Origin of the sequence: Methylobacterium sp. ap11 (assembly GCF_900110515.1) — a bacterium.
In the GTDB taxonomy this organism is placed as follows: domain Bacteria; phylum Pseudomonadota; class Alphaproteobacteria; order Rhizobiales; family Beijerinckiaceae; genus Methylobacterium; species Methylobacterium ajmalii.
Map to the genome: position 1 here is coordinate 103,938 of NZ_FOEB01000023.1, position 17,311 is coordinate 121,248.

Annotated in this window: 15 protein-coding genes; 5 read left to right on the forward strand and 10 right to left on the reverse strand. The window is 71.5% G+C overall.

The genetic code is table 11. The annotated features are described in order from the left end of the window. Nucleotides 1-35: 35 nt before the first annotated feature. Entirely contained in the window at nucleotides 36-1,094 is a 1,059-nt protein-coding gene (gene tauA / locus BMX97_RS25420) for a taurine ABC transporter substrate-binding protein (protein WP_091753987.1), read from the reverse strand. 234 nt (nucleotides 1,095-1,328) lie between these two features. Between tauA and BMX97_RS25425 the strand changes: the two genes are divergently transcribed. Beyond that, nucleotides 1,329-2,810 (forward strand): aminotransferase-like domain-containing protein, encoded by a 1,482-nt coding sequence (locus BMX97_RS25425; protein WP_091753988.1) that lies wholly within the window; start codon nucleotides 1,329-1,331, stop codon nucleotides 2,808-2,810. Nucleotides 2,811-3,212: 402 nt separating this feature from the next. Here BMX97_RS25425 and BMX97_RS25430 read toward each other — a convergent pair whose 3' ends face one another. Both BMX97_RS25430 and BMX97_RS25435 read right to left on the reverse strand, forming a co-directional pair. Further along, nucleotides 3,213-4,232, reverse strand: a complete 1,020-nt coding sequence (locus BMX97_RS25430; protein ID WP_091753989.1) for a LysR family transcriptional regulator — start codon at nucleotides 4,230-4,232, stop codon at nucleotides 3,213-3,215. A 226-nt stretch (nucleotides 4,233-4,458) separates the two neighbouring features. Further along, nucleotides 4,459-5,643 carry a cupin domain-containing protein gene (locus BMX97_RS25435; RefSeq protein WP_091753990.1) on the reverse strand — a complete coding sequence of 395 codons (1,185 nt, stop codon included), beginning with the start codon at nucleotides 5,641-5,643 and terminating at the stop codon, nucleotides 4,459-4,461. Between the two features lie 179 nt (nucleotides 5,644-5,822). On the opposite strand from BMX97_RS25435, the gene BMX97_RS25440 reads away from it, so the two are divergent. From BMX97_RS25440 to BMX97_RS25450, 3 genes are all read left to right on the forward strand, one after another. Then, the gene (locus BMX97_RS25440) at nucleotides 5,823-6,245 is read left to right on the forward strand and encodes an EamA family transporter (protein WP_091753991.1); all 423 of its coding nucleotides are present in this window, start codon (nucleotides 5,823-5,825) and stop codon (nucleotides 6,243-6,245) included. A 197-nt stretch (nucleotides 6,246-6,442) separates the two neighbouring features. After that, entirely contained in the window at nucleotides 6,443-6,634 is a 192-nt protein-coding gene (locus BMX97_RS25445) for a hypothetical protein (RefSeq protein ID WP_091753992.1), read from the forward strand. A 120-nt stretch (nucleotides 6,635-6,754) separates the two neighbouring features. After that, nucleotides 6,755-7,573, forward strand: coding sequence for a cobalamin-binding protein (locus BMX97_RS25450; protein WP_091753993.1), 819 nt, complete (start codon nucleotides 6,755-6,757; stop codon nucleotides 7,571-7,573). 612 nt (nucleotides 7,574-8,185) lie between these two features. Here BMX97_RS25450 and repB read toward each other — a convergent pair. The 7 genes from repB to BMX97_RS25485 all read right to left on the reverse strand — a co-directional run bounded on the left by repB (nucleotide 8,186) and on the right by BMX97_RS25485 (nucleotide 15,814). Continuing rightward, nucleotides 8,186-9,196, reverse strand: a complete 1,011-nt coding sequence (repB, locus tag BMX97_RS25455; RefSeq protein WP_091754011.1) for a plasmid partitioning protein RepB — start codon at nucleotides 9,194-9,196, stop codon at nucleotides 8,186-8,188. Next, nucleotides 9,193-10,422 (reverse strand): plasmid partitioning protein RepA, encoded by a 1,230-nt coding sequence (gene repA, locus BMX97_RS25460; protein ID WP_091753994.1) that lies wholly within the window; start codon nucleotides 10,420-10,422, stop codon nucleotides 9,193-9,195. The genes repB and repA overlap by 4 nt, the downstream gene beginning before the upstream one ends. Nucleotides 10,423-10,734: 312 nt before the next feature. Beyond that, nucleotides 10,735-11,529: an ABC transporter ATP-binding protein gene (locus BMX97_RS25465; RefSeq protein ID WP_091753995.1), complete on the reverse strand. Its 795-nt coding sequence runs from the start codon at nucleotides 11,527-11,529 to the stop codon at nucleotides 10,735-10,737. Next, nucleotides 11,526-12,887, reverse strand: a complete 1,362-nt coding sequence (locus BMX97_RS25470; protein WP_091753996.1) for an ABC transporter substrate-binding protein — start codon at nucleotides 12,885-12,887, stop codon at nucleotides 11,526-11,528. The genes BMX97_RS25465 and BMX97_RS25470 overlap by 4 nt, the downstream gene beginning before the upstream one ends. Nucleotides 12,888-12,928: 41 nt before the next feature. Continuing rightward, complete coding sequence (locus tag BMX97_RS25475; protein ID WP_091753997.1) at nucleotides 12,929-13,972, reverse strand: branched-chain amino acid ABC transporter permease; 1,044 nt, start codon at nucleotides 13,970-13,972, stop codon at nucleotides 12,929-12,931. Nucleotides 13,973-14,000: 28 nt separating this feature from the next. Further along, nucleotides 14,001-14,894 (reverse strand): branched-chain amino acid ABC transporter permease, encoded by an 894-nt coding sequence (locus BMX97_RS25480; RefSeq protein WP_091753998.1) that lies wholly within the window; start codon nucleotides 14,892-14,894, stop codon nucleotides 14,001-14,003. Continuing rightward, the gene (locus tag BMX97_RS25485; protein ID WP_091753999.1) at nucleotides 14,891-15,814 is read right to left on the reverse strand and encodes an ABC transporter ATP-binding protein; all 924 of its coding nucleotides are present in this window, start codon (nucleotides 15,812-15,814) and stop codon (nucleotides 14,891-14,893) included. Before BMX97_RS25485 ends, BMX97_RS25480 begins: the two co-directional genes overlap by 4 nt. Before the next feature lie 866 nt (nucleotides 15,815-16,680). Here BMX97_RS25485 and BMX97_RS25490 point away from each other — a divergent pair. Beyond that, nucleotides 16,681-17,311, forward strand: a 631-nt coding sequence (locus tag BMX97_RS25490) for a cache domain-containing protein (protein WP_177202352.1), incomplete at its 3' end; no start/stop codon positions are given.

Genomic DNA, 17,311 nt, shown 5'->3' on the forward strand with positions numbered 1-17,311 from the left:
GTCCGGCCGGGGCCGGCCGGTCGGGGCTTGGCCTTTCAGGGCTTGGTCGCGGCCTTGACCACGTCGGCGGTGACGAAGGCGCCGTAATCGGGCGCGAGGTCGGGCACGCGCCCCTGCGCCTTCAGGAACTCCGCCGTGGACTTGAGCGCGTCCGCGGCCCCTCCGCCGAGCCAGCGCGGCGAGATCTGCTCGTCGATCGTCGGGAACCGATAGGCGGCGAGGCCCGCCGGCACGTCCTCCGGGGCGGCGCCGGTCCACTTGGCGATCGCGGCGACCTGCGGCGTGCCCGCTTTCCAGGATTCGCCGGATCGTGCGTAATCCCCGTCCGCCGCGGCGAGCAGCCGGACGAAGGTGGTGAGGAAGCCGGGATGGGCGGCCTTGAAGGCGTTCGTCGCCACGATCCCGTCGAAGGTCGCCTTGCCCTTGGCGGCGAAGTCGCCGGCCGAGGCCAGCACCGTGCCGGTCTTCTTGAGGTTCGTCAGCACCGGCGCCCAGATGAAGGCGGCGTCGATGTCGCCGCGCTCCCAGGCGGCGGCGATCTCGGGCGGGCGCATGTTGAGGACCCGGACTTCCTTCGCCGCGAGACCCGCCTCCTGCAGCGCGAAGGTCAGCTGGTAATGCGCCGTGGAGACGAACGGCACCGCGACCGTCTTGCCCTTCAGGTCCCGGATCGATGCGATCCCGGTGCCCTTGCGGGCGACGAGCTGCTCGGCGTCCCCGATGTCGTCGAGAATCCAGAACAGCGTGATCGGCAGGCCCTGCGAGGCGGCGGCCGCGACCGGCGAGGAGCCCGCCTCGCCGACATCGACGTTGCCCGAGGCCATCGCCCGGATGACGTCGCCGCCACCGCCGAACTTGACCCATTTCACCGTGTAGCCGGTCTGCTTCTCCAGCTCGCCGCTCTCCATCAGGACCCGGATCGGCGTCATCATGTCCTGGTAGGCGAAGGTGACGGTCTTCTCGGCGGCGACGGCCGGGACGGGGGAGCCGAGCGCCGCGCCGATCGCCCCGGCGAGCGCCGACAGCCACACCGTCCTGCGGGTCGTCGCGCGGTTCGTGCCGGGGGGCGTCCGACGGGGTGTCTGGGTGGTCATGGTGCGGTCCTCGTGGCGGCCTCGACCGTGGGAACCCCCGCATTGAAGGGCAGCCGGCCCCCGCGCCGAAAGATCCAGTTCGGGCCGGTTTGGGCCCGGTCTGGACCAGTGGCGCGGTCCGCGCCGCTTGCGCGGGCATCTGCTGCCGTTTTCCGGCGCCGGCGCCCGCCGTTTCGGCAGCGGCGCCGGTGCCGGCGCTTTCCCGCATCGGGCGGCCCGGCGATACTGGCGGCCATGTCGAGCGACATTGCCTGGCGGATGCTGTTCGGGGGCCGGTCCGGCGACGAGCCGGCGCTGCATGCCCAGATCGGCCGGATGGTCGGCGAGGCGATCGCGGCCGGGCTGCTGGCGCCGGGCGCGCGGCTGCCGTCGAGCCGCGGCCTCGCGGCCGAGCTCGGCATCGCCCGCAACACCGTCGTGGCGGCCTATGACGGCCTGGTCGATGCGGGCGTCCTCGTCTCGCGCGGCCGCAGCGGCTGCTTCGTCGCCCCGCCGACGGCCTGCGCCCCGCCCGGCCCGGATCCGGGGGCGCCCGGGGCGAAGCAGGCCTGGTCCGGCCGCTTCGCGATCCGCCCTTCGCGCCTGCCCCAGATCACCAAGCCGCGCGACTGGACGCGCTACCCCTACCCGTTCCTGTTCGGGCAGTTCGACCCGAGCCTGTTTCCGGTCGCGGCGTGGCGCGAGAGCGTCAAGGCGGCCTCCAGCGTCAAGGAGATCAGCGGCTGGAGCTTCGACCAGGTCGACGACGACGATCGCGCCCTGATCGAGCAGCTCCGCCTGCGGGTGCTGCCGCGCCGCGGCATCCTCGCCGCCGCTGGCGAGATCATGGTGACGATCGGCTCGCAGCACGCCCTGTCGCTGCTGGTCCAGCTCCTCGTCGCCCGCCGCACCACGGTCGGGCTCGAGGATCCGGGCTACACCGACGCGCGCAACATGGTCGGGCTCGCGACGGACCGGATCCGGCCGCTCGCCCGCGACGCCCGCGGCATCGTGCCGGACGCGGATTTCCGTGCCTGCGACGTCGCCTTCGTGACGATCGGCCATCAATGCCCGACGACCGCCGTCACGCCCCTGTCGCGCCGCCGCGAGCTTCTCGCCGCCGCGGCGCAGGACGACGTCGTCCTGGTCGAGGACGATTACGAGGCCGACCTCTCGACCGAGGAGGAGGCCGGGCTGCCGAGCCTCAAGAGCCTCGACGCCGACGGGCGGGTGATCCATGTCGGCTCGTTCTCGAAGGTTCTCGCCCCGGGCCTGCGCGTCGGCTACGTCGTCGCCCCGCCCGCGGTGATCGAGGAACTGCGGGCGCTGCGCCGCCTGATGCTGCGCCACCCGCCGACCAACAACCAGCGCAGCCTCGCCGCCTTCATCGCCCTCGGGCATTACCGCGCCCACCTCGCGCGCACGGCCGCCCTCCTGCGCCCGCGGGCCGACCTCATCGCCGCGCTCGCGCCGGAACTGATGCCGGCCTGCACGATCCGCCGCGGCTTCGGCGCGAAGAGCTTCTGGGTCGAGGGGCCGGCGGGGCTCGACGCCCGGGCGCTCGGCGAGCGGCTCCGGGGCGAGGGCGTGCTGATCGAGCCCGGCGACATCTTCTTCATGGATCCGGCGCGCGGGCGCCGGTTCTTCCGGCTCGGCTTCACGGCGATCCCGCTGCCGCAGATCGAGCCGGGCCTGCGGCGCCTCGCGGCGGCGCTGGAGCATTTTCCGACGAAGTAGGCACCGGCTCGTCGATCGAAAATGCGGCAAGACCAATGACCTGGAGCAGCGCCCGGTCGCAGAGCCACGGCACACGACACTGAGAACATGGAGGCCGTCGGAGAGCTTTCCGAGAAGGTTCGCCCCCTTTCCGGGCCCGGTACGGGCCTGCACGACTGGAGCGTTAGCGCAAGAAGATCCGGGACCCAGCACAGGATGTGCCGCGAAGCGGCTCTTCATCTTTCACCGTTGCAGACGCACGGACGCTTCGCGGCTTGTTTTGTTGGATCCCGGATCTCCTTCCGCTTCGCTTCAGTCGTGCAGGCCCGTACCGGGCCCGGAAAGGGGTTGGCCGACGATGAGCCGGGGAGCCCGGCCGGGGCCAGTGTCGTGGTCCGTGTCGCAGGGCGATCGGGCGCTGCTCTAGCCTCCCGCTCCGCCTGAGGCCCCCTCCCCTCCCCGTCCCGGCGGCTGATCGGCGGCCGGTCCCGCCGGGGGCGCCGTGTCGCGGTCCGCCTCGTGCGGGCCGGAGGCGAGGCCGCGGGCGCAGGCCACGATCTGCCGCCGCAGCCAGGCGTGGCCCGGATGGCGCTCGACCCGCCTTGCCCAGACCAGGACCGAGCGGGTGACCGGCAGGTCGGGATCGGCCGGCAGGTCCGCGCAGGCGACCGGGTGCGTCGTCGCGAGGGTCCGGGCGATCCGTGCACCCAGCACCGCCACCATGTCGGAGCGCGCGAGGATCGCCGCCGCCGAGAGGAACGGCGCCGCCATCGCGATCCGGCGCGCCGGCAGGCCCCGGCGGCTCAGGATCGCGTCGAGGAAGCCGACGTCGTCGCCGGTCGAGGACACCACGAGGTGGGGCAGGCCGGCGAGGCGCTCGTAGCTCGGCGGCTCGGCGAGCGCCGGGTGCCCGCGCCGGGCGACGACCGAGAACCCGTCGCGAAACAGCGTCGTGGTGCCGAAGCGCTCGCCCTCGACCCGGCCGCTGCCCACGACCGCGAGGTCGACGTCGCCGCGGTCGAGGAGGTCGTCGAGGCGCACGGTGCCGCTCGGGCTCATGTGCAGGCGCAGGGACGGGGCCCGGCTCCCGATCCACTCGGCGATCGGCGCGGCGAGCACGACCGCGGCGGTGTTGTTGAGCACCAGGCGGAAGCTCGCGGTCGAGGAGGCCGGATCGAAGTGGTCCTGGTGCAGCGCCCCCTCGATCTCGGCGAGCGCCCGGCGCACCGGCTCGGCGAGGTCGAGGGCCCGGGGCGTCGGGGCCATGCCGTCGGGGCCGCGCACGAACAATTCGTCGTCGAAGGCCCGGCGCAGCCGCTGGAGCGCGTGGCTCACCGCGGACTGGCTCAGCGCCAGCCGCTCGCCGGCGCGCGTGACGTGGCGCTCGCGCATGATCGCGTCGAACACGATGAGCAGCTTGAAGTCGAACGCGTCCCAGTTCACGGGCGCGGGTTGTAGCCGAGGGGCGCGGCGGGGGATAGGCGGGCATGGTTCCGATCCGGTGCGCAGCCGTCGGAACGGCTCCGCTTCGGCCGCAGGCGTCGTCCCCTCCCAGCGCGCCTCGCGTCCCGCCGCGCCTGGTCCGCAGGCCACCCTCCCCCGCAGACGGGGGAGGATTTTCTCGCCCGCCGGGTCGCGCCTCGGCCGACACTTCTCTTAACCTTACTTCTTATCCCTGCTTCAGCTTCGTCACCGTCTCGCCGGGCACACCCGAAAAGTTGTTCGACAGCAGGTAGCGCGGGCTGGCCTTGATCCAGGTGTCGAGGTCGATCTCCTCGAACTTGCCGTTGTCCCAGGTCTGGACGATCTCGAGGTCCTCGTCGCCGACGTTCTTGATCGCGTGGCCGAAGCCCATCGGGATGTAGGCGACGTCGCCGGGCTTGAACTCGGCCACCTTGCCGCGTCCGCCCGAGCCGAACAGGGCGACCTGGCCCCTCCCCTTCAGGTAGTAGTGCCACTCGTTGGCGTTGACGTTCCAGTGCAGCTTGCGCATCTGCCCCGGCCGGATCGTCATCACGCCGCCCGACATCGTCTTCTGGATCGGCCACTCATCGACGGTGGCGAGCCGGAAGGTGCCGCCGTCGAACTCGCGCACGGCGCGCGGATCCTTGAGCAGGCGGAACTTGTGGGTCGATTCCTTCGGCCAGGGCGCGTCGAGGGCATCCGCGACCGGCACGACGGGGCCGGCCTGGATGTAGGCCTCGCCCTTCGGGAAGGCGTCGAAGGCGCTCGCCGGCAGGCCGAAATCGAGGGCCAGCATGTCCTTCGGCGTCACGTCGATCCAGTCGGTGATCGAGAAGGTGCCGTGCTCCGAGAAGGCGCCGTTGTCGAACGACAGGATGAAGTGGCAGGGCTTGTCGCCGATGGTCTGGATCGAGTGGCCGTGGCCCTTCGGGAAGTACCAGAGGTCGCCGGGCTCGTAGTTGTTGATCTCGCTCGCGCCCGAGGGGTCGAGCACCACGGTCTGGCAGCGCCCGTCGATGACGTAGGCCCATTCCGCCGCGATGGCGTGCCAGTGCAGCTCGCGCGAGGCGCCGGGCTCGAGGAACATGTGCACGCCCGCGATCCCCTTGCTGATGGGGAACTGGTGCACCGTCGCCTCCTTGGCCCAGCCGCCGGAGGTCACCTTCGGGCGGTTGCCGTCGAGGGAGAAGCGGAAGTCGGGCATCGCGCCGACATCCTGCGGATCGTGATAGGCGACCTTGGCGCCCGGCGGCAGCGAGACCGACCGGCGGCCGAACCCGCCGTCGCCCGGGTTGCCGTGGTCGTGCTCGAGGGCCTGCGCTCCCGAGGCCATCAGGGTGCCGGCGCCGAGCGCCGCCGTGCCGAGAAACAGCCGTCGCGACTGGTCCATGGTGTCCTCTCCCCCAGAAGATCGACGGGACCGGCCGCGCCGGTCGCGTCGTCCGCCGCCCGTGCCGGGCCGTCGTGGCGGGACGCTGGAGGAAGCCGGTGCGCCAGTGAAACGCATTGTCGGCATCGGCCCATGGCCGCCATTCATGATGGATCGGTTCGACGAGGAGGGATCGCCGGATGTCCTGGCAGCTCTGGGCACTGGTCTCGGCGGTGTTCACGGCGGCGACGGCGCTGCTCGCCCGGGCCGGCAGCGCCGGCGCGGAGTCGGATGCCGCCGCCTTCATGCGCTCGGTGGTCATCCTCCTGGCGCTCGGGGCGATCTGCCTCGCCACCGGCCAGTGGCAGGCGCTGCGCGGCCTCACCGGGCGCAACCTCGGCCTCCTCAGCCTGTCGGGCCTTGCCACCGCGGGGTCGTGGGCCTGCTACTTCCGGGCGCTCAAGACCGGCGGCGCGGCGCAGGTCGCGACCCTCAACAAGCTGTCGATCGTGCTGGTCGCCGTGCTCGGCGCGACGCTGCTGGGCGAGCGCCTGTCGGGGATCAACTGGCTCGGGATCGGCCTCGTCACCGCCGGCGCCTACCTGCTCGCCTACCGGGGCTGAGGGGGCCGGCGCGCACCGGTCGGCCACGGCGTCCGGGTCCGGGAGAGAGCCCGCCCGCCGGCCCGGTGCCGCGAGGACGGGTTGGTCGCCGGCGATCTCAAGGACGTGCCCCCCTCGCCCCGAGCCCGCCGCCGCGCGGTTGACGCTCGCCGGGCGGCTCTAGATTCTCCCTCGTCGAGCTTGGAAGGAATCGTCTGATGCGTGCGCTTGCTGTTTCGATCGGATTGCTGACGGCCCTGTGGGTCGCCCCCGCGGCCGCGCATGGGTGCCATCAGGGCTGGCAGCAGGCCCCCGCCGAGGGCTGGCACAGCCACGGCATGAAGTGCGAGCCGCGCAAGGGGCTCGGCGTCTCCCGTCGGAACAAGGCGCACGGCCGCCGCGCCGCCTGAGCAGGCTCGCGTCGGCAGGCCAACGCGTCGTCCGCCGAGACGTCTGCTTACCGCCGAGACTTCCGCTTATCCGGCGGCATGGCGGCGGCGCGATCCCCTGCCGCCCATCCGTGAGGTCCCGTGCGTCGCTTTCCGCCCGAGAGGATCGTCTGCCTGACCGAGGAGACGGTCGAGACCTTGTACCTCCTCGGTGAGGACCACCGCATCGTCGGCGTCTCGGGCTACGCCGTCCGGCCGCCGCGGGTCCGGCGGGAGAAACCGCGCGTGTCGGCCTTCACCTCGGCCGACATCCCGAAGATCCTGGCGCTGTCACCCGACCTCGTCCTCACCTTCTCCGACCTGCAGGCGGACATCGTCGCCGCGCTGATCCGGGCCGGCGTGGCGGTGCACGCGTTCAACCAGCGCGACGTGGCGGGCATCCTGGCGATGATCCGCCTGCTCGGCGCGCTCGTCGGGGTTCCCGAAAAGGCGGAGGCGCTGGCGCGCGGCTACGAGGACAGGCTCGCGGCGGTCCGGGCCGCGACGGCCGGCCTGCCCCGGCCGCGGGTCTATTTCGAGGAATGGGACGAACCGCTGATCTCCGGGATCGGCTGGGTCTCGGAACTCGTCGCGGTCGCCGGCGGCGACGACGTCTTTCCGGCCCTGCGCGTGGGCCAGGCCGCCCGCGACCGCATCGTGTCGCCCGGGCAGGTGATCGCGGCGGCGCCGGACCTCATCCTGGCGTCCTGGTGCGGCAAGAAGGTCGTCGCGTCGCGCATCGCGTCCCGGTCCGGATGGGCCGGGATCCCGGCGGTCCGCGCCGGGCGGATCGTCGAGATCAAGTCGCCCCTGATCCTGCAGCCGGGCCCGGCCGCCCTGTCGGACGGCCTCGACGCGGTGTGTCGCGCGCTCGACGCCGTCCGGGCGGACGACGACTATCGTTCCCTTCCGCCGGCTTGACCGATCGCCCGGCGCGCCGGCCGGTCATGGACCTTCGCGTGCGGCGGGGCGGTGTCGCCAGGATGGGCCGGCCCTTACCACCTGGTAAGGGGGGTGAAGTGTTTGATTTCGTTGATAGTGATCGCCCGGGACATGCTCCGGGCCCGAGGTCGGGCGCGATGCGATGTCGTCACGCGCCGCGCGGCGGTAGGATCAGCGGCCGACCCCGCGGGTGACGGGCGAGTGCCCGGCGCTTCCCCGCGGTGGAGGCCTCGCGCTGCGTCGGCATGGCCGATCCGGGCGCCGGCGGTCCGACCCACGTCCCGGCCGCGGGGCGGTCGGCGGATCTCGCAAGACAGTTCGACCTCGCGTCGGGGCCTTGTCCCACTCTCGACCTCATCCTTCGGTGTCGGCGCACCGAAGATGGGCTGGCCTCGAAGAAGGGCATGGATCGCACAAGGCCTCCCGACCCCCGTCCCACCGGCCCGGTCGGCTCTCGGCTACCCCCGCATCGTCCGCGAACCGATCCGCTCGGCCGCCGCGGAAGGCCGCGGCGCTCGTCCGGGCCGCGGCTCCGCCGAGCGCGTCCGGCGCCGCCCTCGTCCCCGGTCGGCGCGAGCCGGCGGATCCGGCTCAGGCCTTGCCCGCCCGATAGGCGGCCAGGAGCTCGGGGAGCCGTCCGGCGAGGTAGTCGCCGAAGCCGGGTTCGCTCGCCTCGTCGGTTGTCACCCGCACGCCGGCCGTGCTGCGCTCGACGCGGGCGAACTTCAGGCCCTTGGCGTCCTTCAGCGTCTCGGCCCTCGGCCTCCCGACCGCCTTCGGGGTCGTCGTGAGCGCCGCCAGCACGGCGGCGAACCGCTCGTCCGACGTCTTGCCGGCGAGGTTCGGGGCGGCGAGGGCCTCGTCGATCTGCCCGGGTGCGGCGGCCTTGATCCGGTCGGCCAGGGTGAGCCAGTTCGGCCGGCCGATCCTCGGGGCGGGCCCGATTGTGGCGAGCACGGGGGCGGGAATCGCGTCCGCGACCGTCAGCAGGCTCGAGAGGTGGGTGGCCTGCAGGCCCATCGCCTTGGCGATGACGTCCCGGGCGACCCCGGCCTGCACCATGTTCCGGGCGAAGTGGGCCCGCTCGATGTAGCTGAGGTCGGCCCGCGCGAGGTTCTCGGACCCCTGCGCGATGATGAGCTCGGTGTCGCTCAACGGGCGCACGATGGCCCGCAGCGGACGGCCCAGGAGGCGCGCCGCGCGGTGCCGCCGCCGGCCGTAGGCGATCTCGTAGCGGCCGGGCTCGCCGGGCTTCGGGCGGACCAGGGCGGGACTGCGCTGCCCCTCCTGGCGGATCTGCTCGACGAAGGCGTCGAACGCCGCGTCGGTCGTGTCGGGCACGCGGTCGGCGATCGCGGACGGGTCGCAGATCTCCGGATCGAGCTCGACCACGCTGCCGTCGCGCTCGGCGTCGGCGGCCGCGCGCGCCTGTTCCTGCGCCTGCCAGGCCGCACCGAAGGAGCGGGCCGCGGCGGTCCGGCGCGGGGAGGGGGGATTACCAGCTGGTAAGGGGGGTGAAGTCGTTGATGGCGTTGAGGATGGGGTGTCCGGCGCCAGTTCCGGCGCGGGCCGGGCCATCAGGTGGCGGATGCTCTTGCTCATGCCCGCCCCCACGCGGTGCGGATCAGCGCCTCGATCTCCCGGTTGACGTCGTCGAAGGCGTCCAGCGCCCGCCGGTAGGTGGCACGGCTCACCTCGTCGCTGCGGTCCCGGCCGAGCGGCGTCTCGTAGATGGTCTGGCCGATGAGGCCGGAGGTCGAGACGGCCGGGGTCTGGAGCATCGCCTTGGGCAGCACGTAGCTCCCGAACAGGTCCTGCAGCATCCCGACGACCGAGGTCTGCGGCACGCTCTGCGGGTCGTACCGGGTGATGAGGTAGCGGAACCAGTCCTGGGCCGGCGGCGGAGCGCCCTCGGCCTGCACCGTCTCCATGAGATCGCTCATCATCGTGAGGAACTGGCGCATCGACGCGAGGTCGATCATCTGCGGATGAACGGTGATCAGGGTCGCGGTGGCCGCGCAGAGGGCCGAGATCGCGAAATAGCCGAGCCGGGGAGGGCAGTCGATCACCACCACGTCGTAGTCCGCGGCCACGCTCTCGATCGCGACGGGCAGGCGGGCGAAGAACGGGGGACCGCCCGACCTTCGCCGCTCGGGGCTCGACATCAGCGGGGCGTAGAACTCGAACTCCTCGAGCTCGAGGTTCGCCGAGGCGAGGTCGAGCCCGGTGAAGTAGGTCTTGCGGATCACCTCCCGCAACGGGCGCTGGCCCTCGCCGTAGCGGACGGCGTCGTAGATCGTCGGAAAGCTGTCGTCCGGGCGGATGCCGAGCAGGGTGGACAGGCTGGCCTGCGGGTCGGCGTCGATCGCCAGCACGCGGTAGCCGTGGAGGGCGAGGTAGTGGGCGAGCCCGGCCGTGTGCGTGGTCTTGGCCGAGCCGCCCTTGAAGTTCGTCAGCGCGATGACCTGGAGGTGCTCGCCCTTCGCCGCGTCGCGGTGCGGCAGGTAGCCCCGCCCGACGCGGTCGATCTCGTGGAGGTATCGGCGCACCGCGTGGATCTCGGCCAGCGTGAAGTAGCGCCGTCCCGCCGGCCCGATCTCGAGGTCCGGCGTGAGCCGGTCGAAGGGAAGCTGGCGCAGGCGCACCTCGGTGATGCCGAGCAGCCGCGCCGTCTCGCCGGCCGAGAACCGCCGCAGGGTCTTCTGCGCCGTCGGGGGATAGAAGCCGACGGCGAGGTCCTGCAGTTTCCCGCCCAGAAGCCGAGCATGGCTCGCCGCGATCTGATTGGAGGGCGTCTCGGCGCCATCCATGGGGACGTGCTGGTTCATGACCCTTCTCGCTAGCGGTCAAACGACGGAATACGCCATACCACCGCTAGCGACGTGATGGGATCGTTTCGGGCCGGACGCGGCGTCCCCCCGCAAGCCCCGCACAAGCTTGTCCCCGGTGCCGGCATGGCGGCGAGGGGAGGGAAGGCGAGGCGAAGCGGGGGAAGGGGAGAGGAGGGGAGGGGAGCCGCCCGGCTCCGTCACCACCGGATTCCTTCCGGCGGACGGCGCCCTCGCCGCCTCCCTGGGGACCGCCTCCCGCGGGCGGGCGGCCGCGGCGTCCCGCCGCTCGTCGCGTTCGGGTGCGCCGCCTCAGTACCCGGCCGCGGCGAGGGCGCCGTCCGCGGCGCGCGGCTCCGGGCCCTGCCCGAGATAGAGCCGCCGGATGTCGTCGCGGGCGCGCAGCGCCCGGGCGGGGCCCTCCAGGACCGAACGGCCGGTCTCCAGCACCACGCACCGATGGGCGTGGCGCAACGCCAGGGCGACGTTCTGCTCGGCCACCAGCAGCGTCAGGCCCTCGGCGCGGTTGAGGCCGACCAGGATGGCGTAGATCTCGTCGGTCACCTTCGGGGCGAGGCCCATCGACGGCTCGTCGAGGACGAGGAGGCGCGGGCGCCCCATCAGGGCGCGGCCGATCGCCGTCATCTGCTGCTCCCCGCCCGAGACGAGGCCCGCCGGCAGCCCGCGCTTCTGCGCGAGGCGCGGGAACAGGGCGTAGATCCGCTGGAGGTCCGCGCGCAACTCGCTCCGGCCCGAGCCGCGGCCGAGGCCGCCCGCGACCAGGTTCTCCTCGACGCTGAGGCTGCGGAAGCAGTGGCGTCCTTCCAGCACGCCGACGAGGCCGCCGCGCACCAGCGCGTCCGTGCGGGTCCGCGTCACGTCCCGTCCCGCATAGGACGCGCGGCCGGCGGCTATCCGCCCGCCGGAAGCGGGCAGGAGGTTCGAAACCGCTCGGAGCAGCGTGGTCTTGCCGGCGCCGTTGGAGCCGGCAAGCGCGACGATCTCCCCCTCGCGGACCGTCAGGTCGACCCGGGACAGGGCGCGGACGCCGTCGCCGTAGACCGCCTCCAGCGCCTCGACGCGCAGGAGATCCCGCCCGGCGGTCACTTGACGTCCGCCGAGGCGCGCTTGCCGGATTGGGCGTCCGCCCGCTCCTCGGCGGCGCAGTCCCGGGGCGTCAGGCCGTGCTCCTTGGCGTAGGCGGTCGAGGAGGCCTCGATGATCGGGCGCAGGGTCGCCCAGTCGGGCTTGATCCAGTCGGAGACGACGGTCCATTTCGCGCCGTCCCACTGCTGGAACGTGACGCGGCCCTCGCCCTCGTGGTTGGCGCAGGTGACGTTGATCGAGTGGAACAGCCCCTTGGCGCCGAGCGCGGCGACCCGCGCCTCGTCGAGGCGCAGGTGCTCGAAGCCCCAGCGGACCTCGTCGCCGGTCAGGGTGCGGTGGCCGAACCTCTCCTGGGCGATCCGCACGGCCTCGACGTTCAGGATGCCGTTCAGCACGCCGAGATTGTGGTAGACGCTGCCGATCCGCTTCCGGTCGGCGAGGTTGCCCGCGCCCTTGTCGTAGACCGCGCGGACGATCTCCTGGATGACCGGGTACTGCGCGCCGGAGGCCTGGGTGGTGATGGCGACGTAGCCCTTGGCGGCCTCGCCGGCCGGGATCACGTCCTCCTCGGAGTTGGACCAGACGTTGCCGACGATGCGGCTGGCGGGGAATCCGGTCTTCTGCGCCGTCTTGAGGGCGACGGGGTTCATCACGCCCCAGCCGCGTACCACCACGTAATCCGGCTTCAGGCGGCGGATGGCGAGCCACTGCGATTGCTGCTCGTTGCCGGGATGCGGCACCTCGATCTGCTCGACCTTGAAGCCGTAGCGCTTCGCCAGCAGGTCGTAGATCGGGATCGTCTCCTTGCCGTAGGGCGAGCCGTGGTAGAGCACCGCGATCGTCTTGCCCTTCAGCCCGTCGAGGCCGCCCTCGCGGCCGGCGAGGTATTCGACGATGCCGGAGGTCTCGCTGTAGGGGTTGAGCAGCAGCGGGAAGACGTAGGGAAACACCCGCCCGTCGGTGGAATCGGTGCGGCCGTGGTTGATCGTGATCAGCGGCACCTTGTCGGCGGTGATGCGGTCGATCATCGCGTAGGCGATGCCGACCGAGAGCGGGTTCCAGGCCGCGATACCGGGGCGCGACTTCAGCCGCTCGTAGACCTCGACGCCCCGCTCCACCTCGTACTGGGTCTCGCCCTCGCTCCAGGTGAGCTTGACGCCGTTCACGCCGCCGTCGCGGCCGTTGACGAGGTTCAGGTAGTCGATGAACCCGCCGAAGAAGCCCGTCCCCCCGGCGGCGTAGGGCCCGACGCGGTAGCTCTGGAGCGGGAAGTACTGCTCGTCGGCGGAGGCGCCGGCGCCCAGGGCGAGGAGGGCGGCGCCCGCCAGCAGGGCGCGGATCGGGGTCGTGCGGGGCATCGCGAAAAATCTCCGTCGGGAATGGGAGCGGGGAGGGCGGGTCAGGCCGGGACGCGCCGGGGGCGGTCGAACAACCGGTCGAGGAGGCGGTCGAGAAGGGCGCTGAGGCCGGCCGGCTCGCGGATCAGGACCGCGACGATGAGCGCGCCGAGCACGATGCGCTGGACCATCTCCAGCGTGCCGGAATCGAAGCCGTCGCCGAGGAGGGCGGCGCCGAGCCGCGACAGGACCAGCGGCAGCACGACGATGAAGCCCGCGCCCAGGAAGGCGCCCCGCAGGGTACCGAGCCCGCCGATGATGACGATGAACAGGATCTGGAACGAGCGGTCGAGGTTGAACCCCGCCGGCTCCACGGTGCGCAGGTAGGCGAAGGCCCACAGCACCCCGGCGACGCCGACGACGAAGGAGGACAGCGCGAAGGCGAGGAGCTTGGTGCGCGCCACCCTCACGCCGACGATGCGCGCCGCCGTCTCCTGGTCGCGGATCGCCACGAGGTCCCGCCCGGTCGGCGAGCGCACGAGGCGCCAGGCGGCGAACGTGAGGAGCGAGACGACGACGAGCGAGACCGCGTAGCGCCCGCGGGCATCCTCGAACGACCATCCGGCCAGGACGAGGCGCGGGGCGCCGATCACGCCCGACGGGCTGTCGTTCGACAGCCACCCGATGCGGTTGAGCGCCCAGGCGACGAAGAACTGCGCGGCGAGCGTCGAGACCGCGAGGTAGAATCCCCGCAGCCGCAGGGCGGGCAGCCCCGCGACGAGGCCGGCCGCCGCCGCGGCGAGCCCCCCGCCGAGGAACGCGGCCGGCAGGGGCAGGCCGGGGACGCGCAGGGACAGGTTGAAGGCCGCGTAGGCCCCGACCGCCATGAAGGCGGCCGAGCCCAGGGACAGGAGGCCGGCATAGCCGACCAGCAGGTTGAGCCCGAGCCCCGCGAGGGCGAGCGCCAGGAAGGGCGTGAGGATCGCCTCGAGCAGGTAGTCCCCGGCGACGAGCGGCACGAGCCCGTAGGCGAGGGCGAGGAGCAGCCCGATCCCGGCCGGTCCGGACAGGTGCCGGAACCGTGCGGAATGGGCAGGAGCGGTCATGGGAGTGGTCATGGGAGTGCTCACGGGATCACGCCCTCTCGACGCTGCGCCGGCCGAACAGGCCGGCCGGGCGGACGAGCAGCAGGGCGAGCGCCGCCACGTAGGCGAACCAGCCCTCGATGCCGCCGCCGATCACGGGGCCGAGATAGACCTCCGCCAGCTTCTCGGCGGCGCCGACGATCAGCCCGGCCACGATGGCCCCGGCGATGGAATCGAACCCGCCCAGCACGAGCACCGGAAGTGCCTTGAGCACCACGAGGGAGAGGGAGAACTGCACCCCGAGGCGCGCCCCCCAGAGCAGCCCGGCGACCAGGGCGACGACGCCGGAGGCGATCCACACCGCCGACCAGATCCGCGGCAGGCGAAGCCCGATGCCGAGCGCCGCCAGCGGGTCGTCGGCCACCGCCCGGAAGGCGAGGCCGGTGCGGGTGGTGTGGAAGAACAGGGTGAGCACCGCGACCAGCACCCCGGCGATCGCCGCGGCGACGAGGTCGAACCGGCTCACCAGGACGCCGCCGAACTCGAGCGGCGTGTCGTCGATGCCGAGATCGAGCGCGTGGACCTGCGTGCCCCAGGCCAGCTGCGCGGCGCCCTCGATGACGTAGGCGACGCCCAGCGTCGCCATGAACAGGGTGATGGGCGGCTGGTTCACCAGCGGGCGCAGCACCGCCCGCTCGACGGCGAGGCCGACCAGCGCCATCACGGCGAGCGTCGCCGCGAAGGCCGCCGGGACGGGCAATCCCCGCTCGACCAGGCTGACGAAGGTCAGCGCCGCGAAGAGCACCATCGCCCCTTGCGCGAAGTTGAGCACGCCCGAGGTCTTGTAGATCAGCACGAAGCCGATCGCCACGAGGGCGTACATCACGCCCGACAGGAGGCCGCCGACGACGACCTCGATGAAGAACGAGACGTCGGGGCTCATGCCGCCTCTCCCGCGTGCTCGTCGCCGCCGAGATAGGCGGCGATCACCGCCGGGTCGGCCTGGACCTGCGCCGGGGTGCCGTGGGCGATCCGGCGCCCGTGATCCAGCACGGTGACGCGGTCCGAGAGGCGCATGACGACGCCGATATCGTGCTCGATCAGCACGATTGCGCTGCCAAGGCGCTCCTGCGCCTCCCGGATGAAGCGGCTCATCTGCGCCTTCTCGGTGGCGGTCATGCCGGCCATCGGCTCATCGAGGAGCAGGAGGCGCGGCCGCGCGACCAGCGCCCGGGCGAGCTCGACCCGCTTCTGGACGCCGAACGGCAGGGTCCCGGCCGGCCTGTCGGCCATCGCGGCGAGGTCGAGGTCGGCGATCACCTCCGCGGCCCGCGCCCGGTGGGCTTGCGCCTCGCGCCTCGCGTGGGGCAGGCCGAGCGCTTGCGCGACAAATCCCGCCCGCTGCGCGCCGGCAAGGCCGGAGAGTACGTTGTCGAGAACGCTCAAGCCCTTGAACAGGGCGAGGTTCTGGAACGTGCGCGCGACCCCGAGCGCCGCGAGGCGCCCCGGCGGGACGGTCGAGAAGGTCGCCTCGCCGATCCGCACGCGGCCGGATTGCGGGACGTAGAGGCCGCTGATCGCGTTGATCAGCGAGGACTTGCCGGCGCCGTTCGGGCCGATCACCGCGTGGATCTCGCCGGGTTCGACCGCGAGGTCGATCGCCTCGAACGCGGTCGTGCCGCCGAAGGCCAGCGTGAGGCCCTCGATGGCCAGGATGGCGGAGCCGGCCGATGGCGCGGCTCGCGGCGGTGCTAAAGCCAAGGCTCGCGCGCGGCGCCGCGGCGCGGCCCGGCCGGGCAAGGGCGCCACCCGCCTCAAGGCGGCCGGCAGCCAGGACGAGTGCGGTGGGGCGGACGAGACCATCGCTCCGGCAGCTTCCTGTTCAAGAAGAGATATGCGAAAGCCGGGATCGATTGCCGCGCGAGGCGTCAATACAATCGAGATTGGCTGATGCCGATGATTTAACGGCCGTCTCGACGCGCTGTCAAAAGCATTGAACGCTCTTTTTCAGCGCGTTCCTGCGTCGATTTTTTCTCGGGTGCCGCGCCGGAAGGGAGATTTCGTCTGCCGACCCGCAGCGGCTCCGCGGCCTCCCCGGTTCTCAACACCTTGCTGGCGCTCGGCCCGCCGCGCCCTGCCCCGCGCCGGGGACGCCCGGTCCTGCGGAGGGCGATGACGCTCCGCACCTCTCAGCGCTTGATGGCGTCGAGCACGCCGCGGTACCGGTTCGCCTGCGCGCCGACATCGTCATCGGCGGGTCGGCGCGCAACATCGGCAAATGCGTGATCTTGTCGACCAAAGTATAAACATTTGGTGCTGTCCGAGACAACGTGACAGGATGCAATACTTTTAATTTATATATTAGTATAAGCTCAAACTAAAAACGATCACGGAAAATGCATTGGAAGGCCCATACCATTTGAGAACGAAAGACAATCAGCGAGGGATAGAAACCTGCATTGGACAAGGGAGATTCCAGTGGCGTGTATGATCGGTAAAAAATTTCAGCGGAATCGATTTTATAGTTGAATAATATGAGAAATTACGTTGAATAATACAGAAAAAATCCCAATATACGGGGTATTTTTAACAATTCATTATTATATGACCTTGTATAAAGGCATGGGCTTACTGGGATAGAGTGCATGATCTTTAAAGTAATGGGACGGCGTCGTTTGGGCATTGGCACGGCCCGCAGCCAAATCGGCGTCTCCGGCCGCGCTACTGCGATGATCCTGGCGACCGTCTGCGCGTCGTTCGCCGTCGGCTCGACCTACATCTACGTCACCCAAGCCGACGCCCTGCAGCGCGACGTCACCGCCAACATGGCCAAGCTCGGATCGACCGCCTCGCGCAGCGTCGGAAACTGGCTGCGCGGCAAGATCGACCTGACCCAGATGCTCGCCCAGCAGGCCGCCCTCCACGGCATCGACGCCGCCTCGGATCGCGCCCTCGACCTGCCGATCTCGCGCGACAGCTTCCTCATCAGCTACGTCAGCCGCACCGACGGCTTCTTCTCCCAGATGCCCAAGGAGGACCTGCCCCCCGGCTACGATCCGCGCAAGCGACCCTGGTACCAGGCCGCGGTCGCCGCCGACGGGCCGATCCTCACCGAACCCTACGGCGCCGCCGCCCGGTCGGGCAGCCTCACCATCACCAGCGCCGCCCCGATGCGCGACTCGAAGGGCGCGCTGCTCGGCGTCGCGGGCAGCGACTTCGACCTCGACGCGCTCGCCCGCATGATCAACGCCATCGACACCGGCGGCACCGGCTACGCCTACCTGGTGTCGCGCGCCGGCAAGATCCTGATCCACCCCCGCGCCGAGCTCAACGGCAAGCCCCTGTCAGACCTGATCACCG